The organism is Deinococcus koreensis, assembly GCF_002901445.1.
Classification (GTDB): Bacteria; Deinococcota; Deinococci; order Deinococcales; family Deinococcaceae; genus Deinococcus; species Deinococcus koreensis.
Window position 1 is genome coordinate 627,054 of sequence record NZ_PPPD01000001.1, and the last position, 22,087, is coordinate 649,140.

The following is a 22,087-nucleotide window of genomic DNA, read 5'->3' on the forward strand; positions in this document are numbered from 1 at the left end:
AAATGGAGCCAAGACCCCTCCCGAACCACTCCCAGCCGCTGCCGGGGGTCGCGGCCTCTGTCACTCGGACTCGGCCACGGGAACCCGGTTCGAGGCGGCCTCCGTGCGTTCCAGGGGCGCTTGACCCCTTACTCCCCCGGGGGGTATACTCGCCTTTGGCCGACCATGATGGGTCAGGCGGGAGTTCATTGGTCACAGCGGGACTTCACAACTAATTCTTATTGACAGGGACGCAACCGGGAAGGGTTGCGGTTCCGACTGCGCCTTTTTGGCCCCGGAAGAACGCAGTGACCACCCAGGGTGCGCCGCGAGGTGTGCATGACGCTCAACAAGAAAGAACCCCGCATCGAACGTTTCGGTGAGATCTCGGAAGTGATTCCGCTCCCGAACCTGACAGAAGTGCAGGTGAACTCGTTCCGCGCCTTCCTGCAGGCCGACAAGGCCATGGAGAAGCGCGACAACGTCGGTCTCCAGAGCGCCTTCAAGGAAGTCTTCCCCATCGACGAGACCGAGAAGGGCCGCTCGACCGGCCTGGTACTGGACTTCCTGGAGTACCGCCTGGGCGACGCGCCCTATACCCCGGAAGAGTGCCGCGAGAAGGACCTGACCTATCAGGCGCCGATGTACGCCAAGCTGCAGCTGATCCACAAGGACAGCGGGCTGATCAAGGAAGATCAGGTGTTCCTGGGCGACCTGCCCCTGATGACCGAGGACGGCTCCTTCGTCATCAACGGCGCCGACCGCGTGGTGATCTCGCAGATCCACCGCTCGCCCGGCGTGTACTTCACGTCCTCCTACAAGGGCATCAAGAAGATGTACACCGGCGCGATCATCCCCATGCCTAAGCGCGGCCCCTGGATCGAACTGGAGTTCGCCGGCGGCATCCTGGAGATGAAGGTCAACAAGCGCAAGTTCCCGGTCGCCATGCTGCTGCGCGTGCTGGGCTACGACGACGCCTCCCTCAGGGCGCTGTTCACCGAGTTCGAGCCCGAGATGGAACTGCCCGAGGACAAGAGTGCGGGCATGGGCGCCGATGAGGCCCTGCTGCGGCTGTTCACGGTGCTGCGTCCCGGCGACCCACCCAAGCGCGACAAGGCCATCCAGTACCTCTACGGCCTGCTGGCCGACCCCCGCCGCTACGACCTGGGCGAGCCCGGCCGCTTCAAGATGAACCGCAAGCTGGGCGTGCAGCGCAAGGAGCACACCCTGCTCAACTTCCAGGACGGCAAGTTCAGCGACGCCGGGCTGGTCGATACCATCCGCTACCTGATGGCGCTGCAGTACGGCCGCGAAACCGTGCCGATGCAGGGCGAGGGCGGCGTGGTGAGCGAGGTGCCGGTGGGCGAGGACGATATCGACCACCTGGGCAACCGCCGCGTGCGAACCGTGGGCGAGCTGCTGGCCGACCAGCTGCGCGTGGGCATGGGCCGCATGGCGCGTGGCGTGCGCGAGCGCATGCTGCTGGGCAACCCCGACGCCGCGACCCCCACCAAGCTGGTGAACAACCGCCCCATCGTGGCGGCCATGCGTGAGTTCTTCGGCCGCTCGCAGCTCTCGCAGTTCAAGGATCAGACCAACCCGCTCTCCGATCTCCGGCACAAGCGCCGCATCTCCGCGCTGGGGCCAGGCGGCTTGACCCGCGAACGCGCCGGCTTCGACGTGCGCGACGTGCACCGCACGCACTACGGGCGCATCTGCCCGATCGAGACGCCCGAAGGTGCCAACATCGGCCTGATCTCCTCGCTGGCGTCCTACGCCAAGGTGAACCCGCTGGGCTTCATCGAGGCCCCGTACCGCCGCGTGAAAGATGGCAAGGTCAGCGAGACCGTCGAGTACATGACGGCCGACATCGAAGACCGCTACACCATCGCGCAGGCCAACTCGCCGCTGAACGCCGACAACACCTTCGCGGACGAGCGCGTACTGGCCCGCCGCAAGGGCGATCCGCTGTGGTACACCCATGAAGAAGTCGATTACATGGACGTGTCGCCCAAGCAGATCGTGTCCATCAACACCTCGCTGATCCCCTTCCTGGAGCACGACGACGCCAACCGCGCGCTGATGGGTTCCAACATGCAGTCGCAGGCCGTGCCGCTGATCCGCGCCGACTCGCCCGCCGTAGGCACCGGGGTGGAAACGCGCGTGGTGACCGACTCGGGCACCTCGGTGGTGAGCGACGTGACGGGCCGCGTGACCTACGTGGACGCCCGCAACATCCAGATCACGCTGAGCGAGGACTCCGCCGCCGCCGGCATGGTGAAGGGCAACGTCCGCACCTTCGAACTGGTGAGATTTACCCGCTCCAACCAGGGTACCAACCTCGACCAGCACCCCATCGTGAACACCGGGGACGACGTCAGGGCCGGTCAGGTCATCGCCGACGGCCCGGCCTCCGACATGGGCCGCCTCGCGCTGGGCCAGAACATCACCATCGCGATCATGCCCTTCGACGGCTTCAACTTCGAAGACGCCATCTGCATCTCCGAGGGGCTGGTGCGCAAGGACTACTACACGTCCGTGCACATCGAGAAAGACGAGATCGAGGCCCGCGACACCAAGCTGGGGCCCGAGAAGATCACCCGCGACATCCCCGGCCTCAGTGAAGCCGCGCTGCGCGACCTCGACGAGGACGGCATCGTGCGCGTGGGCGCCGAGGTCAAGCCCGGCGACATCCTGGTCGGCAAGACCTCCTTCAAGGGCGAGAGCGAGCCGACCCCCGAAGAGCGTCTGCTGCGCTCGATCTTCGGCGAGAAGGCCCGTGAGGTGAAGGACACCTCGCTGCGCGTGCAGTCCGGCCAGGGCGGCATCGTGGTCAAGACCGTGCGCTTCCGCCGCGGCGACGAGGGCGTGGATCTCAAGCCCGGCGTGCGCGAGATGGTGCGCGTGTACGTAGCCCAGAAGCGTCAGCTGCAGGTGGGCGATAAGGTCGCCAACCGCCACGGGAACAAGGGCGTGGTCTCCAAGATCATGGCCCCCGAGGACATGCCCTACCTGGAAGACGGTACTCCCGTCGACCTCGTGTTCAACCCGCTGGGCGTGCCCTCGCGCATGAACCTGGGGCAGATCCTGGAGACCCACCTGGGCGAGGTGGCCCGCCTGACCGGCCAGAAGTTCGAGACCCCGGTCTTCGACTCGGTGACCGAGGCGACCATCAAGGAGATGCTGGAAGTGGCCGCCGCCGAGAGGCTGCAGGGCCTCAAGGACGAGGGCTTCGAACTCGACAAGCGCGAGCAGGAAGTGCTCGACCGCGCCGGCAAGGTCGGCGTCGTGGACTCGCCCAACGGCGACTACGAGCGTGCCCAGATGCAGCTCGCCCGCACCGGCAAGAGCATCCTGTACGACGGCCGCTCCGGTGAGCCCATCAGCGGCCCTGTGGTGGTCGGCACCATGTACGTCATGAAGCTGTACCACATGGTGGAAGACAAGCTGCACGCGCGCTCCACGGGCCCGTACTCCCTGATCACCCAGCAGCCGCTGGGCGGCAAGGCGCAGTTCGGCGGCCAGCGCTTCGGCGAGATGGAAGTGTGGGCGCTCGAAGCCTACGGCGCCGCGCACACCCTGCAGGAGATGCTGACCATCAAGTCCGACGACATCGACGGCCGCGACGCCGCGTACCAGAGCATCGTCAAGGGCGAGGAAGTCTCGGGCAGCACCATCCCCGAGTCGTTCAAGGTGCTCGTCAAGGAACTCCACTCGCTGGGCCTGGACGTCGAGGTGCTCGACACGCACGACAAGAACGTGGACATCTTCGAAGGGATGATGCCGAAGCGCTGAGGCGCTGACGCGCCTGTCGATCGTTGATGGATGATGGTTGATAGTCAAGACCGCAATCCATGTTTTCTCCATCAACGATCAACCATGAACCATCACCATTCTCCGAAGGAGAATCAATGAAAGATTTCAGTAAAGTCCGTATCGCCATCGCCAGCCCGGAGAAGATCCGCGAGTGGAGCTTCGGCGAGGTCGAAAAGCCCGAGACCATCAACTACCGCACCCTGAAGCCCGAGCGTGAAGGGCTGTTCGACGAGCGCATCTTCGGGCCGCAGAAGGATTACGAGTGCGCCTGCGGGAAGTACAAGCGCCAGCGCTACGAGGGCAAGGTCTGCGAGCGCTGCGGGGTGGAGGTCACCTCCAGCAAGGTGCGCCGCTACCGCATGGGCCACATCGACCTGGCGACCCCTGCCGCACACATCTGGTACGTCAAGGACACGCCCTCCAAGATCGGCACGCTGCTCGACCTGAGCGCCGGCCAGCTGGAGAAGGTGCTGTATTTCAGCTCCTTCCTGGTGACCGACCCCCGCAACGCTCAGAAGGACGGCCGCCCGCTCAAGCGCGGCGAGCTGCTCTCGGACGACGAATACCGTGAGCTGCGCTTCGGCCGCCAGGAGACCTACACCATCCCCAACGGGCAGGAAACGGTCATCCGGGACGGCGAGTACGTGACGCGCGGGCAGATCCTGGGCGGCACCGTGGCCGCCAAGATGGACGGCCTGGCCCAGTTCCGCTTCCCGCGCCGCGCCGAGATCGCCTACTCCGAAGCGGTGGAAGCCGTGCTGCCGCTGCCCGCTGATGGGCTGGTCGAGCAGGAGAGCTTCCGCGCCGGCGAGATCATCGCCGAGCTGGAAGCCGACGTGACGATCGCGGCCCCCGTGGCCGGCACCGCCTTCCTGCACGACATGGGCGAGGACTCCGTGATGGTCGAGCTGCGCGAGAGCGCCGCCGTGCCGAACGTGAGCGCCAGCGACGAGGACGAGGACGGCGAGGACGCCGAGCCCGCCGCCCCGACCCCCGCCGGTGAGGTCATCGCCCGCATCTACATCCCGCACGGCATGGACGTGCAGGTCGCCTACGGCGAGATCGTCGAGGCCGGCGCCGTGCTGGCCCAGGCCAAGTCCGGTCAGCGCCTGCGGGTCAGCCGCGACTCTTCCCTCAGCGCCGTCACCTTCCCCAAGAAGAAGGGGGACGTGACCCTGACCGCCCACTGGACGCGCCGCGCCGAGTACCCGATCAACCCCACCATGCACGTGCTGGTCGGCGACGGCAGCAGCGTCAAGAAGGGCCAGAAGGTCATCGGCGCCATCGACAAGGAAGAGGAGATCATCGCGCAGGCCGACGGCGTGATCTCGCTGCACGCGCCCGCCTCGATCATCGTCTCCAAGGCCAAGGTCTACCCCTACCAGGACGAGCCGCTGGTCGTGAACCTCGACCGCGTGGAGCCCGGCGACGAGCTGGCCGACTCCGGCAACCTGAAGAGCGAGATCTCGGGCCGCATCGAGATCGACCTGGTGCGCAAGCAGGTGCGCGTCATCGAGTCCTACGACTTCGAGGCCAAGATGGGCGCCGAGGCCGTCAAGGAACTGCTCGACGACCTCAACCTGGACGAACTGGAAGCCGAGCTGGGCGAGCAGATGAAAGACTCCTCGCGGCACAAGCGTGCCAAGGCCCGCAAGCGGCTGGAAGTCACGCGCGCCTTCAAGCGCAGCGGCAACAACCCCACCTGGATGATCCTGAACACCGTCCCGGTGATGCCGCCCGATCTGCGCCCGATGGTGCAGGTGGACGGCGGACGCTTCGCCACGAGCGACCTGAACGACCTGTACCGCCGATTGATCAACCGCAACAACCGTCTCAAGAAGCTGATCAACCAGGGCGCGCCCGACATGATCATCCGCAACGAGAAGCGCATGTTGCAGGAAGCCGTGGACGCGCTGATCGACAACGGCCGCCGCGGCAGCCCGGTCACCAACCCCGGCTCCGACCGCAGCCTGCGCTCGCTGACCGACCTGCTGGGCGGCAAGCAGGGACGCTTCCGCCAGAACCTGCTGGGCAAGCGCGTGGACTACTCCGGCCGCTCGGTCATCGTGGTCGGCCCGCAGCTCAAGCTGCACCAGTGCGGGGTGCCCAAGCGCATGGCGCTGGAACTCTTCAAGCCCTTCCTGTTCAAGGTGCTGGAAGAAAAGGGCGAGGTCACGAACATCAAGCAGGCCCGCAAGATGCTCGAACGCTACCGCGACACGCGCGATACCGTGTGGGACGCGCTGGAAGAGGTCATCGAGGACAAGGTCGTGCTGCTCAACCGCGCGCCCACGCTGCACCGTCTGGGCATCCAGGCCTTCGAGCCGGTGCTGGTGGAAGGCCAGAGCATCCAGCTGCACCCGCTGGTCTGTGAAGCCTTCAACGCCGACTTCGACGGCGACCAGATGGCGATCCACGTTCCGCTGAGCGCCCAGGCGCAGGCGGAAGCGCGCATCCAGATGCTCAGCTCGCACAACCTGCTCTCGCCCGCCAACGGCGAGCCGAACGTCAAGCCCAGCCGCGACATCATCCTGGGGATCTTCACGCTGACCCAGCTGCGCACCGATAACCTGGGCGCCGGCACCGCGTTCACCTCCGAGCAGGACGTGCTGCAGGCGCTGGAGGACGGCAAGATCGCGCTGAACAGCCCCGTGACCCTGAACGGCGCGGAGATCACCGCCGGGCGCCTGAAGTACCACTTCTCCAGCCCCGACGAGGCCATCATGGCCGTCGAGCGCGGCGGGATCGACTACCAGGATCACGTCCGGATCCGCCTGAACGGCGTGACCCACGACACCTCCGCCGGCCGCGTGATGTTCCGCCGGCTGGTGCAGGAAGCCCTGGGCACCCAGGCGCCGCTGGTGGACACCCTGGTCAACCTGGACACGGCCTATGAGAAGGACGCCCTCAAGGACATGGTCATGGCCTGCTTCAAGCACCTGGGCATCGAGGCCACCGCCGGGCTGCTGGACGCCCTGAAGGACTCGGGCTTCAAGCTCAGCACGTCCTCGGGCATCACCATCGGCATCGACGACATCGTGATTCCGCCCTCCAAGCCCGAGATCCTGGCCCGTGCCAACGCGCAGGTCGCCGAGATCGAGCAGAACTACGAGTTCGGCTTCATGACCGAAGAAGAGCGCTACAAGCAGGTCGTGCAGCTCTGGAACGACACCAAGGACGAAGTCAAGAACGCCATGTTCAAGAACTTCGAGCAGAACTACCCCTTCAACCCGCTGTGGATCATGAGCCAGTCGGGCGCGCGCGGGAACGCCCAGCAGATCACCCAGCTGGCCGGGATGCGCGGCCTGATGGCCCGCCCCGACGGCTCCACCATCGAGGTGCCGATCCTGGCCTCCTTCCGCGAGGGCCTGACGGTGCTGGAGTACTTCATCTCCACCCACGGGGCGCGGAAGGGCGGCGCCGATACGGCGCTCCGTACCGCCGACTCGGGCTACCTGACCCGCAAGCTGGTGGACGTGGCCCACGAGGTCGTCGTGCGCGACGTGGACTGCGGCACCACCGACTACTCGGCCATCGCCCTGGGCGCCACCGACGACCGCACCGGCGAGTGGCGGGCGCGCAAGGCCAGCGAGATCGAGACCTCGATCTACGGCCGCACGCTGACCACCGACGTGGAACTCTCGGACGGCACGACCCTGCGCGAAGGCGAGATGCTCTCGCTGGAAGACGTCAAGGCCGTGACGCGGGACGCCAAGGTGCTGCGCGAGATCTTCGTGCGCACGCCGCTGAACTGCCGCGTCAAGAGCGGCGTGTGCCAGAAGTGCTACGGCTACGACCTCTCGCAGGCCAAGCCCGTGAGCATGGGCGAGGCGGTGGGCGTGGTGGCGGCCGAGTCCATCGGCGAACCCGGCACGCAGCTCACCATGCGTACCTTCCACACCGGCGGCGTGGCCGGCAGCGGCGACATCACCATGGGTCTGCCCCGCGTGATCGAGCTGTTCGAGGCCCGCAAGCCCAAGGTGCCCGCGCTGATCGCGGATACCACCGGCACGCTGCACATCACCGAGGAAGAGGAGCGCTACCTGATCAAGGTGGAGGCCGACGACGCCCAGTACAGCGGCAAGCTGCACAAGGTCTCGCGCGCCACGCGCCTCGCCCCCGAGATCCGCGACGGCGTGCGGGTGGACGCCGGGCAGCAGCTCACGCGCGGCGCCGTGAACCCCCACGACCTGCTGGAACACAAGGACAACGAGTCGGCCCAGAAGTACCTGGTCGATGAAGTGCAGCGCGTGTACCGCTCGCAGGGCGTGAAGGTGCACGACAAGCACATCGAGATCATCATCCGCCAGATGCTGCGCTACGTGGAGATCGTGGACGGCGGCGACACCGACCTGCTCGAGGGCCAGACCGTCGAGCGCTGGGAAGTGGACGCCGCGAACGACGCCCTGCCGGAAGGCAGCACCCCGAGCAGCTGGAAGCCTGTCCTGCTGGGCATCACCAAGAGCAGCCTGACGACCAAGTCGTGGCTCTCGGCGGCCAGCTTCCAGCACACCACCCACGTGCTGACCGAAGCCTCCATGAAGGGTCAGGTCGACGACCTGATCGGCCTGAAGGAAAACGTCATCCTGGGCAAGCTGATCCCCGCCGGCACCGGCCTGCTCACTGTGCGCCAGATGCAGGTGGCCGACGACCGCACGCTGGAGAAGTACGGCGAGAGCAACAACTCGACCGACTCGGTCACGGGCGACCGTTCCTACGACGACACCCGCCCCGGTGTGGTCAACGAGAACGTGACGTACACGAACTGAGCGGAAGGCTGATGGCAGAAGGCTGAAGGCCAACAGCGCAAAGGCAAGCCCCCACCTGAGAACGGGTGGGGGTTTTTCGTATGCCTGGGAGTGGGCGGGGCTCGCCAGCATCGGGCGCCCAGACGGTTAGCCCAGGTCGAGCTGCACGGTGACGGTGTCGTCCTCGTCCAGGCCCTCCGCCCGTCTCACCATCACCTTGAGGGGCAGGACGTAGCGGCGATCCTTCTCGAACATCGAGGTCGTCCACTCGGTCTCCCCTATCCTCGCGGTCACCGGGATCATGCCCCAGCCGTAGGTGAGGAGCTTCGCGGCGGCCTTGATGGCCTGGCTCTGCTCGTCCGGAACGGTCACGAAATAGAACGGGGCCGGGCCACGCCACTGCCAGACCGGGCCGCTGAACTCGAGGGTCATGGACGGAGTGTAATGGAGACCTCTCCGGCCCGCTCCTCGTACAGCCCGGCGTAATGCTGGCCCAGGCCGACCAGGAACTGCATCTCCTCGCCCGTGGTGCGGGCGCTCAGGCGCATCTCGAAGCTGAGGGTCAGGGCGCCGAAGGCCAGGGCCGCCGAGCCCAGGATGGCCAGCAGGACGGGCGCCACACCGAAACTCTGCCCACGCCCCACCAGGCTGTCCGCGCCGATCAGGATGCTGGTCAGCACCAGCAGGGCCACGGCCAGGTACATGGCGGTCATGGCGCGCACCAGCAGGCGGCTGCGCCAGGCCAGACGCGGAAGCTGCTGCACGATCAGGCGTTTTTCCTCACGGGCCAGGGGCTGTTGCTGGCCTTCCTCTCCCACCAGCACCTTGAAGCGGGCCGTGAGCTGCCGGACGCGGTCGGTCACGCGGCCCACCCGGCTGCTGGTGCTCATGAGCAGGGTGCCGGCGCCCGAGATCAGCACGGCGGGCGTGATCATGGCCGAGAGGACTTGCAGACTGGGATCGGCAATAGGGCTCCAGGCTACTTCGAACAATCTGCACCCGGCATGAATCTTCCCTGCACGCCCGCCACGCATCCTCTGGTCAGGACGGGAGGCGGAGGCCAGTTGGCCCCGCGCCCGGACACCGAGGAGACCCACCATGAACAAGACCCTGACCGCGACCCTGACCGCCCTGACCCTCGCCGCGAGCACTGCCTTCATAGGCACCGCCTCCGCCGTCACGCCAGCCGCCCAGACCTTCGCCGTGGATGAGGAGGGCATGGCCTACTCCACCCTGTACACCGAAAGCTCGTGGCTGGCCGTTGAAGTTCCGATGGCGTCCCTGGGTGAGTCCTTGCCGCGTGACCTGAGCATCGTCGTGGACGGCCTGCCCGAGGGGACGACCATCACGCTGGATGACGTCACCACCCGCGGCGAGAGTGTGCTGCTGCATGTCACGGTCGAGCGGGAGAGCACCACGACCTTCGTCAACAGTGTGGCGAACATCGGTGTGAAGTCGGGAGACACGCTGCTGACCACCGTGAGCATTCCCGTGATGGGCGCGGCCACCGGCGAGTGAGATCGGCCAGGAGCAGGAACAGCGCCAGAGCGGGCAGGACAGCCCCGTGCCCTCTCCGGAGGGCGGTGCTCCCGGTTCGGGCCTGCAGGTGTCCCTGCTCGCACAACCCGGCGCCGACGCTCGGGTGCCGCTGCCCGGGTCAGGCCAACAGGCTCCAGACCGGCTGGCCGCCCACGTAGACCGCCTGCACATTCAGTGCCCGGTCGAGTACCACGACATCGGCGCGCTGCCCCACGGCCAGCTCGCCCCGGTCGCTCAGGCCCATGCTGCGGGCAGGCACGGCGCTGAGCATCCGGCTGGCTTCCGGCAGGGGAATCCCGGCCTGCACGGCCCTTCTGAGAGCCCCGTCGAGGGTCAGCAGGCTGCCGGCCAGCGAACCGTTCTCCAGGCGCGCGGCGCCGCCGCGCACCAGCACGCGCTGGCCACCCAGTTCGCTCTCGCCCTCCGCCTGTCCGGCGGCGCGCATGGCATCGGTGATCAGCAGCACGCGTTCCGGGGCGGCGGCGCGGGCGAGCCGGAAGGAGGTGGGATGGACGTGCAGGCCGTCCAGAATCACCTCCAGAAAGGCGTGCGGGTCAGCCAGCAGCGCACCGGGGACGCCGGGTTCACGGCCCTCGATGCCCCCCATCGCGTTGAACAGGTGGGTGGCGCAGGTGCGGACGCCCGCCTCACGGAGCGCGGCGAGAAAGGCGCTGACGGTCTCGGCGTCGGCGCGGGTGTGGCCCACCCCGATCCGCACGCCGGCCCGGCCCAGGCTCAGCGCGGCCTCCAGCGCACCGGGCAGTTCGGGCGCGATGGTCACGGCCCGCACCACGTCCAGGGCCAGCACCTGCCTGATCAGCTCGGGCGTGGGCAGCAGCGTGTCCGGCGGCTGCGCGCCCAGTCGCTGCGGGCTGATGAAGGGGCCTTCCAGGTGGGCGCCGGGAATGTCGGGGCCGCCCGCCAGTGGCCCCCGTGCCCTGACCTCGTGCACCGCCTGCAGCGCCTGCAGCACGCCAGGCCAGGGATTCGTGACCGTCGTGGGATACAGCGTGGTCGTGCCGTGCCGGGCGTGGAAGCGGGCCAGCCGGCGCACCGCGTCGGCGCCGTCCATGGTGTCCGCCCCGTCGCCGCCGTGGACGTGAGTATCGATGAAGCCCGGCAGGATCAGCAGGCCCTCGGGCGCGTCTCCAGCGGGGATGACGGCCTGGATGGTGGAAGCGAATTCCAGCCGGCCGGGCCGGAGCTGATCTCCGGTCACGAGCTGGCCGCTCAGGGTGGATGCTGACATGCGAACCTCGGCAGGTGGGGGCGGGGGCGGACTCTCGCTGCAGGATAGTGATTCCGGAGCGCGGTAACTCCGGGGGGTTGGCCCTGCGGGCCGCCCGCACGTCCTCATCCCGTCCAGCCCCCTTTCCCTCCGGGCTGGTTTGCTAGGCTGCCCGCATGTGGGCTTCCAGACGAGCTTCAGGGGTACCCGGCAGCGTGTTCGCCCTGATGGACGCCGCCAAGGGGCGGGCGCGCGCCGCCGGCCTGCAGATCATCGACCTGAGCATCGGCTCCAGCGACCTGCACCCACCGGAGGCGGTGCTGGAGGCGCTGCGGGAGGCCACCCGCGACCCGGCCACCTACCGCTATCCGCTGTTCAGCGACACCCGCCCGCTGCGGGACGCGGCGGCCGGCTACCTGACGCGGCGCTTCGGGCTGACCCTCGATCCCGACACCGAGGTGCTGCCGCTGATCGGCGCCCAGGAGGGACTGGCGAACCTGCTGCTGGCCGTGACCGATCCGGGCGACACCCTGCTGCTGCCCGATCCCTGCTACCCCCCTTACCTGGGCGCGGCGGCAGTGGCGGGGCTGAACGTGGTGACCCTGCCGCTGCGCCAGGAGCGGGACTTCCTGCCCGATCTGGAGGCCGTGCCGGAGAGCGTGAAGCCGCGCGTGCTGCTGCTGAACTACCCCAACAACCCCACCTCGGCGGTGGCCGACCCGGCGTTCTTCGGGCGGGCGGCGGCGTGGTGCCGGGCGCACGGCACCCTGCTGATCCACGACCATCCCTACGCCGAGATGACCTTCGGAAGTTACCGGGCCCCCAGCGCGCTGGCCGCAAGTTCGGTGGGAGTCGTGGAGCTGCATTCGCTGAGCAAGACGCACCACATGGGCGGCTTCCGGGTGGGCTTCGCGGCCGGTGACCGGGACGCGCTCGCGGCGCTGGCCCGCGTCAAGGGCGCCATCGACTTCCACCCCTACCTGGGTATCCAGCGGGCGGCGGCCCTGGCCCTCTCGCTGCCGGACGACCGCAGCGGCGCCGAGACCTTCCAGGCCCGGCGCGACGCCCTGGTGCCCGCCCTGCGCGCGCTGGGCTGGGATGTGCCGCTGCCCCAGGCGAGCATGTACGTGTGGGCGCGGGTGCCGGGGCTGCGCGACTCGGTGGCCTACGCGGTGCGGGCCGCCGAGCGGACCGGCGTGGCCCTCAGCCCCGGCCGGGCCTTCGGCGCCCAGGGCGAGGGCTTCGTGCGTTTCGCCCTGATGCAGCCCCCGGAAGTGCTGGAGGCGGCGGCGCGGCGGCTGGCGGCGGTGCCCGTGGAGGCCCGGATGCCCGCCGCGACGGACTGACGGCGGGCACCACACAGAGGCGACCGCTTTCCGGCTACACCGCCTCGGTGGCCGCCAGCCGCTCCAGCACGCTGGGGTCTTCCAGGGTGCTGGTGTCGCCCTCGATCTCCCGGCCGGCCGCGATCTGCCGCAGGAAACGGCGCATGATCTTGCCGCTGCGGGTCTTGGGCAGGGCGTCCCCGACGATGATCACATCCGGACGGGCCAGCGCGCCGATCTCCTTGCTTACGTAGGCGCGCAGGGCCACCGGGTCGATGGTGTGGCCACCCTGGGGCAGCACGAAGGCGACCACGCACTCGCCCTTCACGTCGTCGGGCCGGCCGACCACGGCGGCCTCCGCGACCGAGGGGTGGGCCACCAGGGCCGACTCGATCTCCATGGTGCCCAGGCGGTGGCCGGAGACGTTCAGCACGTCGTCCACGCGGCCCATCACGGTAAAGTAACCGTCCTGATCGCGGCGGGCGCCGTCACCGGCGAAATACACGTGCGGAATCTCGCCCCAGTAGCTCTTGCGGTAGCGCTCGTCGTCGCCGTAGACGGTGCGGAGCATGGACGGCCAGGGACGTTTGATGACCAGCAGACCGCCGTCGTCCGGGCCGAGCTCCTCGCCCTCGTGGGTCATCAGGGCGGCGTCCACGCCGAACATGGGCAGGCCCGCGGAGCCGGGCTTGCTGGGAAAGGCGCCGGGCAGCGTGGTCAGCATGATCGACCCCGTCTCGGTCTGCCACCAGGTGTCCACCACCGGGCAGCGGCCCCCGCCGATCACGCGCCAGTACCACATCCAGGCCTCGGGATTGATCGGCTCCCCGACCGAGCCCAGGAGCCTCAGGCTGCTCAGGTCGTGGCGGTTGGGGAATTCGTCGCCCTGGCGCATGATGGCCCGGATGGCGGTGGGCGCGGTGTACAGGATCGAGACTTTATGCTTCTGCACGATGTCCCAGAAGCGGCCCCAGTCGGGCTGGTTGGGCGCGCCCTCGTACATCAGCACGGTGGCGCCGCAAAGCAGCGGGCCATACACGATGTAGGAGTGGCCGGTGATCCAGCCGACATCGGCCGTGCACCAGTAGATATCGTCGTCGCGCAGGTCGAACACCGTGCGGGTGGTCAGGTAGGTGCCGACCATGTAGCCGCCGGTGGTGTGCTGCACCCCCTTGGGCTTGCCCGTGGAGCCCGAGGTGTAGAGGATGAACAGCGGGTGCTCGCTGTCCACGGGCACCGCCTCGTGCTGGTCGCTCGCCTGCCCCACCACGTCGTGCCACCACAGGTCGCGGCCCGCCTGCATGGGCGGGTTGCTGTTCCCCCGGTTCACCACCACCATGTGCTCCAGGCCGGGCGTCTGCTGCGCGGCCTCGTCGGCGTTGGCCTTGAGATTCACGAGCTGGCCGCGCCGCTGGCCGCCGTCGGCGGTGATCAGCACCCGGCTCTGCGCGTCGTTGATGCGGCCGGAGAGCGCCGACACCGAAAAGCCCCCGAAGACGACCGAATGCGCCGCGCCGATCCGGGCACAGGCCAGCATGGCAATCGCGGCTTCCGGGATCATCGGCAGATACAGGGTCACGCGGTCGCCGGCCTGCACGCCCAGGCCGAGCAGGGCGTTGGCGGCCTTCTTCACCTCGCGCAGCAGTTCGGCGTAGGTAAAGCGGCGCACCTCGCCGTCCTCGCCCTCCCAGATGATGGCCGTCTTGGCCCCCAGACCGCGCTCCACGTTGCGGTCCAGGGCGTTGTAGGCGATGTTCGTCTGGGCGCCCACGAACCACTGGGCGTGGGGCTCCTGCCAGTCCAGCACCTTCGTCCAGGGGGTCATCCAGCTCAGCTCGCCGGCCACGTCCCCCCAGAAGGTCTCGGGGTCGTCGATGCTCTGGCGGTACAGGCGGTCGTAGTCCTCGCGCGACACGCGCGCCCGCGCCACGAAGTCGTCGCTGGAGTGGATGACGCGGTGCTCGTGCAGCATGGCGTCGATATGGTCGGATGCGGGGGTGGTCATGGAGGCCTCCGGGGATGGGGATACTGGACGCGGGCCGCCGGCAGCGGGGTCTGGAGCACGGGGGCCAGGAGCAGAGGTGCGGTGTGGCCCCAATTTAGCGTGTCTCAGGTGGGACTCCGGCCGGTCGTCACCGCGGGGGTACTGAACCCGGTGTAAGGAGCAGGGAGCTGATATGGCGGCGGCGGGCCCGGCGGCCCGAGCCCAGGTCAGCACCTCCAGTCAGCACGCACCCCCCAGGCCGGCCGCCGGGAGGGTGCGGGAACGCTCGGGCTCGCTCAGTCGTGCGCGGCGACGCTGCCGTCGGCGCCCGCACCCGTGTAGGCGCGGAACTGCATGTCCTCGAAGGCGCGCTCGTCCTCGCCCTCGTTGCGGCGCGAGGCCCCGAGCATGGTGCCCAGCACCGCGAACAGGAAGCCGGCGGGAATGGACACGATGCCGGGGTTTTCCAGCGGGAAGATGGCGGGCGCCTGCACGAGGTGGCGGCCGGTGGTCTTCTCGGGCGGGTCGATGCCCCGGACGTTGGGGCTGACCGCGATCAGCAGCAGGCAGGTCAGGATGCCGCCCGTGATGCCCCACACCGCGCCGGTGGCGTTGAACCTCTTCCAGAACAGCGTGAACAGGATCACCGGCAGGTTGCTGCTGGCCGCGATGGCGAAGGCCAGCGCCACCAGGAAGGCCACGTTCTGCGTCTGCGCCATCAGCCCCAGGATGATGGCGACGATGCCGACCCCGACGGTGGCGAGGCGCGCGACCCGGAACTCCTCACGGTCGGTCGCCTGACCGCCCCGGAAGATGCCGTTGTAGATGTCATGCGTGAACGACGTGCTGGCGCTGATGGTCAGGCCCGCGACGACCGCCAGGATGGTGGCGAAGGCCACGGCGGTCACGAAGGCCAGCCCGAACTCGCCGCCCACCGTGCCGGCCCCGCCGAACAGCGCCTGGGCCAGCAGCGGCGCGGCCATGTTGCCCGCCGCGTTGGCGGCCGTGATGACGTCCTTGCCGACCAGCACGTTGGCCGCGTTGCCCATAAAGGCGGTCATGACATAGAAGGCGCCGATCAGCACCATCGCCCAGACCACGCTCTTGCGGGCGTCCTGCGCGGTGGGCACGGTGTAGAAGCGCACCAGGATGTGCGGCAGGCCGGCGGTGCCCAGCACCAGCGCGAGGCCCAGCGAGATCAGGTCGATGGGGTTTTTGTACTTCACGCCCGCGCCCAGGAACTCGGCCCCGTTTTTCGCCTCGGCCTGACCCAGCAGGTTCGAGAAGCTCCAGCCGAAGCGGTTCAGGATCAGCACGGTCATCAGGATCGTGGCGAACATCAGGAGCACGGCCTTGACGATCTGCACCCAGGTGGTGGCGAGCATTCCGCCCACCACGACGTAGATGATCATCAGGACGCCGACCAGCGGGATCGCCACGTTGGCCTTCAGCACGCCGCCCGAGAGCAGCGAGATGAGTGAGCCGGCGCCCACCACCTGCGCGATCATGTAGAAGGTGCTCACGACGATGGTCGAGATGGCCGCATACATCCGCACCTTGGGGTCTTTCAGGCGGTAGACCAGCATGTCGGCCAGCGTGTACTTGCCGAGGTTCCGCAGCGGCTCGGCCACGATGAACAGCACGGTCAGGTAGGCGATGAACCAGCCCACCGAGTACATGAAACCGTCGTAGCCGTTCAGGGCGATCAGTCCGGTGATCCCCAGGAAGGAGGCGGCCGACATGTAATCCCCGGCGATGGCGACGCCGTTCTGCCCGGCGCTGATCCGGCCCCCGGCCACGTAGAAGTCGGCCGTGCTGGTGTTGCGCCGGCTGGCCCAGAAGGTGATGCCCAGGGTGATGGCAACGATGATCGCGGCGAGCAGAAGAGTCATCGCTGGGCCTCGGCGGCGAGGCGGTCGAAGGTGCGGGCCTTGACGATGTACACGTAGGCCATGATCCAGCCCATGGCGAACTCCGCGAAGGCGAACACGTAACCGAAGGTGACGTTGCCGAACACCTTGGTCGCCATCAGCGGCTTGTTGTATCCGGCCAGGATCGGCAGGAGGAAATACAGCACCAGGAACAGCAGGGTCATGGACACCGTGAAGGAGTTGCGCTGGGCCACCAGCTCCTGGTAGGCCGCGTTGCGGACGGGCGGGGAACTGGACTGCGCCTGGGATACGGTCATACGGCCTCCTGGAGCGGTGACTATGCAGAGGAAACGACGGGCTCGGGATCGTCGGGAACGGAATTGTATGAACTGCCGCAAGAGTAGGAGCCCCCTCCCCCAAAATCAATGAACTCGGTTCAGGAAGTTTGTCTCCGGCAGCTGGGCCCGGCCTCACCCTGGACGGCGTGCATGCCGCCGAGCCTGATGGCAGGGTCGTTTTCCGGCCCGCCCTTTCCCTGTGACTCCTGTCTAGACCAACGGCGACATCGCGTGGATCTGTCTAGGGAACCCAGGGGCCGATCCGCAGCTGGGGTCAGGCTCCGGGCGCCCACCCCGCACCGGCTCCGCTGACCCCATCCCATCACCCGAATGGGGCCCCGTCTCCGGACAGCGGCCCGCTCAGCGCGTATGGTAGGAGCAATGCTCCTGGATCAGCTCGGCCGACCCCTGCGCGACCTGCGGATCAGCGTGACCGACCGCTGTAACCTGCGCTGTACCTATTGCATGCCGGCCGAGGTCTTCGGCCCGGAGTACGCTTTCCTGCCGCGCTCGGAGCTGCTGAGCTTCGAGGAAATCGAGCGGCTCGCGCGGGCCTTCGTCTCGCACGGGGTCAGCAAGCTGCGCCTGACCGGCGGCGAGCCCACCCTGCGACGCGATCTGCCCGAGTTGATCGCCCGGCTGGCCCGGCTAGGCGGCGTGGAGGATATCGCCCTGACCACCAACGGGCTGCTGCTGCCCCGTCTGGCCCCGGCCCTCAAGGCCGCCGGGCTGCACCGGGTCACCGTCAGCATCGACAGCCTCGATCCGGAGGTCTTCGGGCGTATGAACGGGCTGGGCATTCATCCCCAGAAGGTGCTGGACGGCATCGAGGCCGCCCTGCAGGCCGGACTAGGGGTCAAGATCAACACGGTGGTGCAGCGCGGCGTGAACGACGCCGGTCTGCGCGAGCTGTGGCTGGCGCTGCGCCAGAACGCGGTCGTCCGCTTCATCGAGTTCATGGACGTGGGGAACCACAACGGCTGGAACCTGGACAGTGTGGTGCCCTCGCGCGAGGTCATGGCCCGCCTGAGTGCCGACGGCACCGGGGCCGAGTTCCAGCCGGTCAATCCCGACTACCGCGGCGAGGTGGCGGCCCGCTACCGCGCCGAGGGCAGTGAGATCGGGCTGATCTCCTCGGTGACGGCGCCCTTCTGCGGCGACTGCTCCCGCGCCCGGCTCTCAGCCGTCGGGATGCTCTACACCTGCCTCTTCGCGGGCACGGGCACCGATCTGCGGGGGCCCCTGCGCGGGGGCGCGACCGACCACGAACTGCGGACGCTGATCGGCGGGGTCTGGGGGGCGCGCCGAGACCGCTACAGCGAGGAACGCGGCGAGGCCACCCAGACCCCCCGCGCCGACAAGGTGGAGATGTCGCACATCGGGGGCTGACCCCGCGTGGTGCCGCCTCCTGCCTGCCCCGGGCCTGGGTGCCTCTGTTGTCCCCAGTGCTGGAACAGCCCAGACAACCTTGTGTACACTGGACACTAACCTTAAGATGGGCTAAAGCGCCGCCTCCAGAGGTTGGCAAGCGGCAAGTGGAGGGACGCATGGCGAAGTACCCGCTCATCAAAAGCACCTTGAAGGAACGTCTGCTGGGTGGTCACTACACCGAAGGTCTCCCCCTCCCCAGCGAGCCGCAGCTGGCCCGTGAATTCGAGGTCTCGCGCATGACCGCCCGGCGCGCCATCGACGAGCTGGAGCGCGAGGGCTACGTGTACCGGGTGCAGGGTGCCGGCACCTTCCCGACCGGCAAACGCTTCCGGCAGGGCATGTTCCGGGTGCGCCCCTTCAAGGAGTGGGCCCGCCACCCCGATCACCGCACCACCGTGCTGCGCGCCATGCAGATCGAGGCCACGCCTGAGATCGCCATCGTGCTGCAGATCCAGCCGGGCGACCCGGTAATCTTCGTCCACCGCCTGCGCACCGCCGGGGACGAGGCGCTGGTCATCGAGAAGCGCTATATCAACGCCGCGCTGGTGCCGGGGCTGCTCGACCACAACCTGGGCGTGGAGAGCATCCACGAGACCATGGTGACCCTGGGCGTGCCGCTGGCGCGCGTGGAACAGAACCTGGAGGCGGTCAATCTGCGCCAGGAGGAAGCCGACCTGCTGCGCGTGCCGCTGGGCACCGCCGCCTTCCTGCTGCGCCGCACCACCTACAGCGGTCAGAAGCGCGCCAGCTACGTGAACTACTGGGTACGAGGCGACCGCTACGCGTTTCAGGACACGTTTGAGCCATGAGCTGTGGGCTATGAGCAACAGATTCTTTCGCTCATAGCCCACAGCTCAGAGCCGAAGAAAAGCGCCGCCCCCATCAATGGAGGCGGCGCACCCTTGCTCTGCTTACTTGCCGGTCTTCGCGGCGTCCACCAGGGCCTTGAAGGCCTCAGGTTCGCGGGCGGCGATGTCGGCCAGCACCTTGCGGTTCAGGTCGACGCCGGCGCGCTTCAGGCCACCGATGAAGGTGGAGTAGTTCATGCCGTGCAGGCGGGCGCCGGCGTTGATGCGCTGGATCCACAGGCGGCGGAAGTCACGCTTCTTGTTGCGGCGGTCGCGGTACTCGTAGGTGGCCGCGTTCAGCAGGGTCTGGAAGGCGTTGCGGTACTGCTTGGAGCGGCTGCCCCAGAAACCCTTGGCGCGCTTCAGGACTTTCTTGTGACGGCGGCGGCGGGTGATCCCGGTCTTGGTGCGTGGCATCTACTTCACTTCCCCTTCGGCAGCATGAGTTTCATACGCGCCCATTCGCTCTTGGCGAGGACGAAGCCCTTGCCCTTCCCGCGAATCTCGTCGCCGCTCTTGCCGGTGTTCTGGTGGCGCTTGCCACTCTTGAACGCCATAACCTTGCCCGTGCCGGTGATCTTGATCCGGCGCGTGGCCATCTTGTGGGTCTTCATCTTGGGCATAAGCCCTCCTTGCTAGTCCAGTCGCGCTTCCTCGGGAAGGCTCCTGTCTGGGGTGCGGGCCGCTCCGCGTTGGAAGCCGTTGGTCGCCCTGCCCCACTTGACCAAGAGAGAACTATACGCGACCGGGGGGGAAGGGGGCAAGGGGGCCAGGAGGCAGGACACCGGCGGCGAGTTACTTCCGCCCCGTCCGCTTGAGCGCTTCCAGCAGCCGGCCCACCGCCTGCGCCACGCTCTCGGCCTCGCGGCGCACGTCCGGGTCGCGCGACAGGTGGCTCAGGCGGTCGGCGACCTGGCGGGCCGCGCCCAGGAGGGCCGTGGTCGGGCTGACCGGGCGGCGCGGATCGCTCACCGCAGATCCCTCATCCGGTTCCCGCTCATAGGGTCATCGGAGCGGGCGTGAGCCACAGGGCGCGGTACGGTTCCAGGGTGACTGTCGGCCGGTAGAGGCTCAGGCCGTTGCCGGTCAGGTGATCCTGAGCAAATTCGCCCAGCGCGTCGCGGAGCATGTGGGCCGGGAACTGGATACGGTGTTCGCTGAAGTTGTAGACCGCCAGGAAGCGCCCGCGCGGGTGGTCGCGGCGCAGCAGCAGCACGCAGGGATCGGGGCTGTGCAGCGCCACCGACTCCACGCTGGCGTGCAGATGGGGCAGGCCCTGACGCACGCGGATCAAGTGCCGCAGCCCGGCGTTCACCTGTCCGGCGGGCGACGCGGGATCGGCCTGCACGGCCTCCGCCTTCGCCCAGTCCATGCGCGGGCGGTGAACCCAGCGGTTGTCGGCCGCGTGCTCGGGCGTGTCGCCATACCCTTCGTCGTTCAGCAGCGCGAGTTCGTCGCCCATGTAGAGCAGCGGCACCCCGCCGAAGCCCAGCACGACCGCGTGCGCCAGCAGCAGACGCCCCACCGCGTGGCTGGTGGCCACCTCATCCCCACTCTCCAGCGCCGCCTCCAGCCCCGCCAGACTGGCCCCGGAGCCGCTGATGCGCCGGTCGCCCGTATCCGGGTTGTACTGGAAGACCAGACCCCGCGCGAACGATCCCGGAAACTCGCCGCTGTAGAAGTCCGAGAGGAAGTGCCGGTGCGCCGCGCCGTCTAAGCCCACCCGCGCGGCGTCGGCGTCGGAGATGGCCCAGCCGATGTCGTCGTGGCAGCGCACGTACATGCCCCAGGTCGTGCTGGTCGGCTTGGGCGGAAAGGCCTGCAGGGCGGCCGTCATCAGCCGCACGTCGCGCGAGGCGAGGCTGCTCCAGATCTGCACCATCAGCGAGTTGTGGTAGGCCATGTCGCTGACCTTGCCGTGGTGCTCCCCGGTGCCCAGGTAGTGGATCAGGTCGGCGGGAGAGACGATCGCCTCGGCCTTGAAGGCCACGGCGGGCGCCACGATACGCGCACAGGCCCGCAGCGCCTGGGCCAGGTGATGCACCTCGGGCTGGTTCTGCGAGTCGGTGCCCAGCCGCTTCCACATGAAGGCGATGGCGTCCAGCCGGAAGACCTCCACGCCGCGGTTGGCGAGATGCAGGATGATGTCCACGAACTCGCGGAACACGTCCGGGTTGCCCCAGTTCAGATCCCACTGGTAGGTGTTGAAGGTCGTCCACACCCACGCCCGGGCCGACTCGTTCCAGGTGAAGTTGCCGGGCGCGAACTCGGGGAAGACTTCGGGCAGGGTCTGCTCGTAGGCGTCGGGCACCGTGCGGTCGGGAAACAGGTGGAAGTAGTCGCGGTACTGCGGATCGCCGGCGCGGGCCCTGACCGCCCACTCGTGCTCCTGCGCCACGTGGTTGAGCACCAGATCGAGCACCAGGGATATCCCCCGGCCCCGCAGGTCGCGGGCCAGCGCGGACAGGTCGTCCATGCTGCCCAGGTCGTCCCGCACGGCGCGGTAGTCGGCAACAGCGTAGCCGCCGTCGTTCTCGCCGTCACGGGGCTTCAGGAGCGGCATCAGGTGGAGGTAGCGCACGCCCAGCCCAGTCAGATAGTCCAGGTGTTCACCCACGCCCTTCAGGGTGCCGGCGAAACGGTCGGCGTAGGCGACGTAGCCGATCATCTCCGGCTCCTGCAGCCAGTCGGGGCGCAGCAGCCGGGCCTCGTCGAGCTTCTTCAGGTCGGCGGGGCGGGTGTGGAAGGCGTGCAGGAGCACCGGCAGCAGGTCGTCCAGCAGACGGGCGGTACGCTGCTCGCCGTAGACCGCGCGCAGGCTCCCTTGCAGATCGGGGCCGTAGCGATCCAGGCGCAGGAAGAAGGTATCGGCGTCGCGGTCGTCGTCGAAGGCCAGACGGAGCTGCGCGGCCAGCTCGGATTTCAGCATGGGCTACAGCATACGGTGAAAGTTGGAAGGGGTTCCATTCGCTGGATGGGA

The 22,087-nt window shown here is 68.1% G+C and carries 16 protein-coding genes; 6 read left to right on the forward strand and 10 right to left on the reverse strand.

Going from position 1 to position 22,087, the window contains the following annotated elements; all coding sequences use genetic code 11:
- Positions 1–318 precede the first annotated feature (318 nt).
- Positions 319–3,774 carry a DNA-directed RNA polymerase subunit beta gene (gene rpoB / locus CVO96_RS02970; protein ID WP_103313261.1) on the forward strand — a complete coding sequence of 1,152 codons (3,456 nt, stop codon included), beginning with the start codon at positions 319–321 and terminating at the stop codon, positions 3,772–3,774.
- A gap of 116 nt (positions 3,775–3,890) precedes the next feature.
- Positions 3,891–8,564, forward strand: a complete 4,674-nt coding sequence (gene rpoC, locus CVO96_RS02975) for a DNA-directed RNA polymerase subunit beta' (RefSeq protein ID WP_103310169.1) — start codon at positions 3,891–3,893, stop codon at positions 8,562–8,564.
- 126 nt (positions 8,565–8,690) lie between these two features.
- Here the strand turns inward: rpoC and CVO96_RS02980 are convergent, their stop codons facing one another.
- Both CVO96_RS02980 and CVO96_RS02985 read right to left on the reverse strand, forming a co-directional pair.
- Positions 8,691–8,975 (reverse strand): DUF1905 domain-containing protein, encoded by a 285-nt coding sequence (locus CVO96_RS02980; protein ID WP_103310171.1) that lies wholly within the window; start codon positions 8,973–8,975, stop codon positions 8,691–8,693.
- Positions 8,972–9,511: a DUF2721 domain-containing protein gene (locus CVO96_RS02985; protein WP_103313262.1), complete on the reverse strand. Its 540-nt coding sequence runs from the start codon at positions 9,509–9,511 to the stop codon at positions 8,972–8,974. Before CVO96_RS02985 ends, CVO96_RS02980 begins: the two co-directional genes overlap by 4 nt.
- Positions 9,512–9,641: 130 nt before the next feature.
- Between CVO96_RS02985 and CVO96_RS02990 the strand changes: the two genes are divergently transcribed.
- Positions 9,642–10,061 carry a hypothetical protein gene (locus CVO96_RS02990; RefSeq protein ID WP_103310173.1) on the forward strand — a complete coding sequence of 140 codons (420 nt, stop codon included), beginning with the start codon at positions 9,642–9,644 and terminating at the stop codon, positions 10,059–10,061.
- Positions 10,062–10,200: 139 nt separating this feature from the next.
- Here CVO96_RS02990 and nagA read toward each other — a convergent pair whose 3' ends face one another.
- Entirely contained in the window at positions 10,201–11,331 is a 1,131-nt protein-coding gene (gene nagA / locus CVO96_RS02995; RefSeq protein ID WP_103310174.1) for an N-acetylglucosamine-6-phosphate deacetylase, read from the reverse strand.
- 155 nt (positions 11,332–11,486) lie between these two features.
- Here nagA and CVO96_RS03000 point away from each other — a divergent pair, with 155 nt between their 5' ends.
- Positions 11,487–12,656, forward strand: coding sequence for an aminotransferase class I/II-fold pyridoxal phosphate-dependent enzyme (locus tag CVO96_RS03000; protein ID WP_103310176.1), 1,170 nt, complete (start codon positions 11,487–11,489; stop codon positions 12,654–12,656).
- A 34-nt stretch (positions 12,657–12,690) separates the two neighbouring features.
- Here CVO96_RS03000 and acs read toward each other — a convergent pair whose 3' ends face one another.
- From acs to CVO96_RS03015, 3 genes are all read right to left on the reverse strand, one after another.
- A complete protein-coding gene (acs, locus tag CVO96_RS03005) occupies positions 12,691–14,640 on the reverse strand; it encodes an acetate--CoA ligase (protein ID WP_103310179.1) in 1,950 nt (649 codons plus the stop codon).
- Between the two features lie 275 nt (positions 14,641–14,915).
- Positions 14,916–16,511 carry a solute symporter family protein gene (locus CVO96_RS03010; protein WP_103310182.1) on the reverse strand — a complete coding sequence of 532 codons (1,596 nt, stop codon included), beginning with the start codon at positions 16,509–16,511 and terminating at the stop codon, positions 14,916–14,918.
- Complete coding sequence (locus CVO96_RS03015) at positions 16,508–16,807, reverse strand: DUF485 domain-containing protein (protein WP_103310184.1); 300 nt, start codon at positions 16,805–16,807, stop codon at positions 16,508–16,510. The genes CVO96_RS03010 and CVO96_RS03015 overlap by 4 nt, the downstream gene beginning before the upstream one ends.
- A gap of 402 nt (positions 16,808–17,209) precedes the next feature.
- Here CVO96_RS03015 and moaA point away from each other — a divergent pair, with 402 nt between their 5' ends.
- Together moaA and CVO96_RS03025 are read left to right on the forward strand one after the other, a co-directional pair.
- Positions 17,210–18,217, forward strand: coding sequence for a GTP 3',8-cyclase MoaA (moaA, locus tag CVO96_RS03020; protein WP_243398139.1), 1,008 nt, complete (start codon positions 17,210–17,212; stop codon positions 18,215–18,217).
- 158 nt (positions 18,218–18,375) lie between these two features.
- Entirely contained in the window at positions 18,376–19,068 is a 693-nt protein-coding gene (locus CVO96_RS03025; RefSeq protein WP_103310193.1) for a GntR family transcriptional regulator, read from the forward strand.
- A gap of 102 nt (positions 19,069–19,170) precedes the next feature.
- On the opposite strand, the gene rplT is transcribed toward CVO96_RS03025, so the two are convergent.
- The 4 genes from rplT to CVO96_RS03040 form a co-directional block, all read right to left on the reverse strand.
- Entirely contained in the window at positions 19,171–19,524 is a 354-nt protein-coding gene (rplT, locus tag CVO96_RS03030; RefSeq protein WP_103310195.1) for a 50S ribosomal protein L20, read from the reverse strand.
- A gap of 5 nt (positions 19,525–19,529) precedes the next feature.
- A complete protein-coding gene (gene rpmI, locus CVO96_RS03035; protein ID WP_103310197.1) occupies positions 19,530–19,730 on the reverse strand; it encodes a 50S ribosomal protein L35 in 201 nt (66 codons plus the stop codon).
- 172 nt (positions 19,731–19,902) lie between these two features.
- On the reverse strand, positions 19,903–20,079 hold the full coding sequence (locus CVO96_RS20975; protein ID WP_165795183.1) for a hypothetical protein: 177 nt from the start codon (positions 20,077–20,079) through the stop codon (positions 19,903–19,905).
- Positions 20,080–20,104: 25 nt separating this feature from the next.
- On the reverse strand, positions 20,105–22,036 hold the full coding sequence (locus CVO96_RS03040; protein ID WP_103310199.1) for an alpha-amylase family protein: 1,932 nt from the start codon (positions 22,034–22,036) through the stop codon (positions 20,105–20,107).
- Positions 22,037–22,087 lie beyond the last annotated feature (51 nt).

What these genes read in the sequence shown, in the direction of transcription:
- CVO96_RS03040 (WP_103310199.1), bottom strand. Translation starts at nt 22,036, where the DNA reads ATGCTGAAATCCGAGCTGGCCGCGCAGCTCCGTCTGGCCTTCGACGAC.
- CVO96_RS03000 (WP_103310176.1), top strand. Translation starts at nt 11,487, where the DNA reads ATGTGGGCTTCCAGACGAGCTTCAGGGGTACCCGGCAGCGTGTTCGCC.
- CVO96_RS03010 (WP_103310182.1), bottom strand. Translation starts at nt 16,511, where the DNA reads ATGACTCTTCTGCTCGCCGCGATCATCGTTGCCATCACCCTGGGCATC.
- rplT (WP_103310195.1), bottom strand. Translation starts at nt 19,524, where the DNA reads ATGCCACGCACCAAGACCGGGATCACCCGCCGCCGCCGTCACAAGAAA.
- CVO96_RS02990 (WP_103310173.1), top strand. Translation starts at nt 9,642, where the DNA reads ATGAACAAGACCCTGACCGCGACCCTGACCGCCCTGACCCTCGCCGCG.
- moaA (WP_243398139.1), top strand. Translation starts at nt 17,210, where the DNA reads ATGCTCCTGGATCAGCTCGGCCGACCCCTGCGCGACCTGCGGATCAGC.
- acs (WP_103310179.1), bottom strand. Translation starts at nt 14,640, where the DNA reads ATGACCACCCCCGCATCCGACCATATCGACGCCATGCTGCACGAGCAC.
- rpmI (WP_103310197.1), bottom strand. Translation starts at nt 19,730, where the DNA reads ATGCCCAAGATGAAGACCCACAAGATGGCCACGCGCCGGATCAAGATC.
- nagA (WP_103310174.1), bottom strand. Translation starts at nt 11,331, where the DNA reads ATGTCAGCATCCACCCTGAGCGGCCAGCTCGTGACCGGAGATCAGCTC.
- CVO96_RS03025 (WP_103310193.1), top strand. Translation starts at nt 18,376, where the DNA reads ATGGCGAAGTACCCGCTCATCAAAAGCACCTTGAAGGAACGTCTGCTG.
- CVO96_RS03015 (WP_103310184.1), bottom strand. Translation starts at nt 16,807, where the DNA reads ATGACCGTATCCCAGGCGCAGTCCAGTTCCCCGCCCGTCCGCAACGCG.
- rpoC (WP_103310169.1), top strand. Translation starts at nt 3,891, where the DNA reads ATGAAAGATTTCAGTAAAGTCCGTATCGCCATCGCCAGCCCGGAGAAG.
- CVO96_RS02980 (WP_103310171.1), bottom strand. Translation starts at nt 8,975, where the DNA reads ATGACCCTCGAGTTCAGCGGCCCGGTCTGGCAGTGGCGTGGCCCGGCC.
- rpoB (WP_103313261.1), top strand. Translation starts at nt 319, where the DNA reads ATGACGCTCAACAAGAAAGAACCCCGCATCGAACGTTTCGGTGAGATC.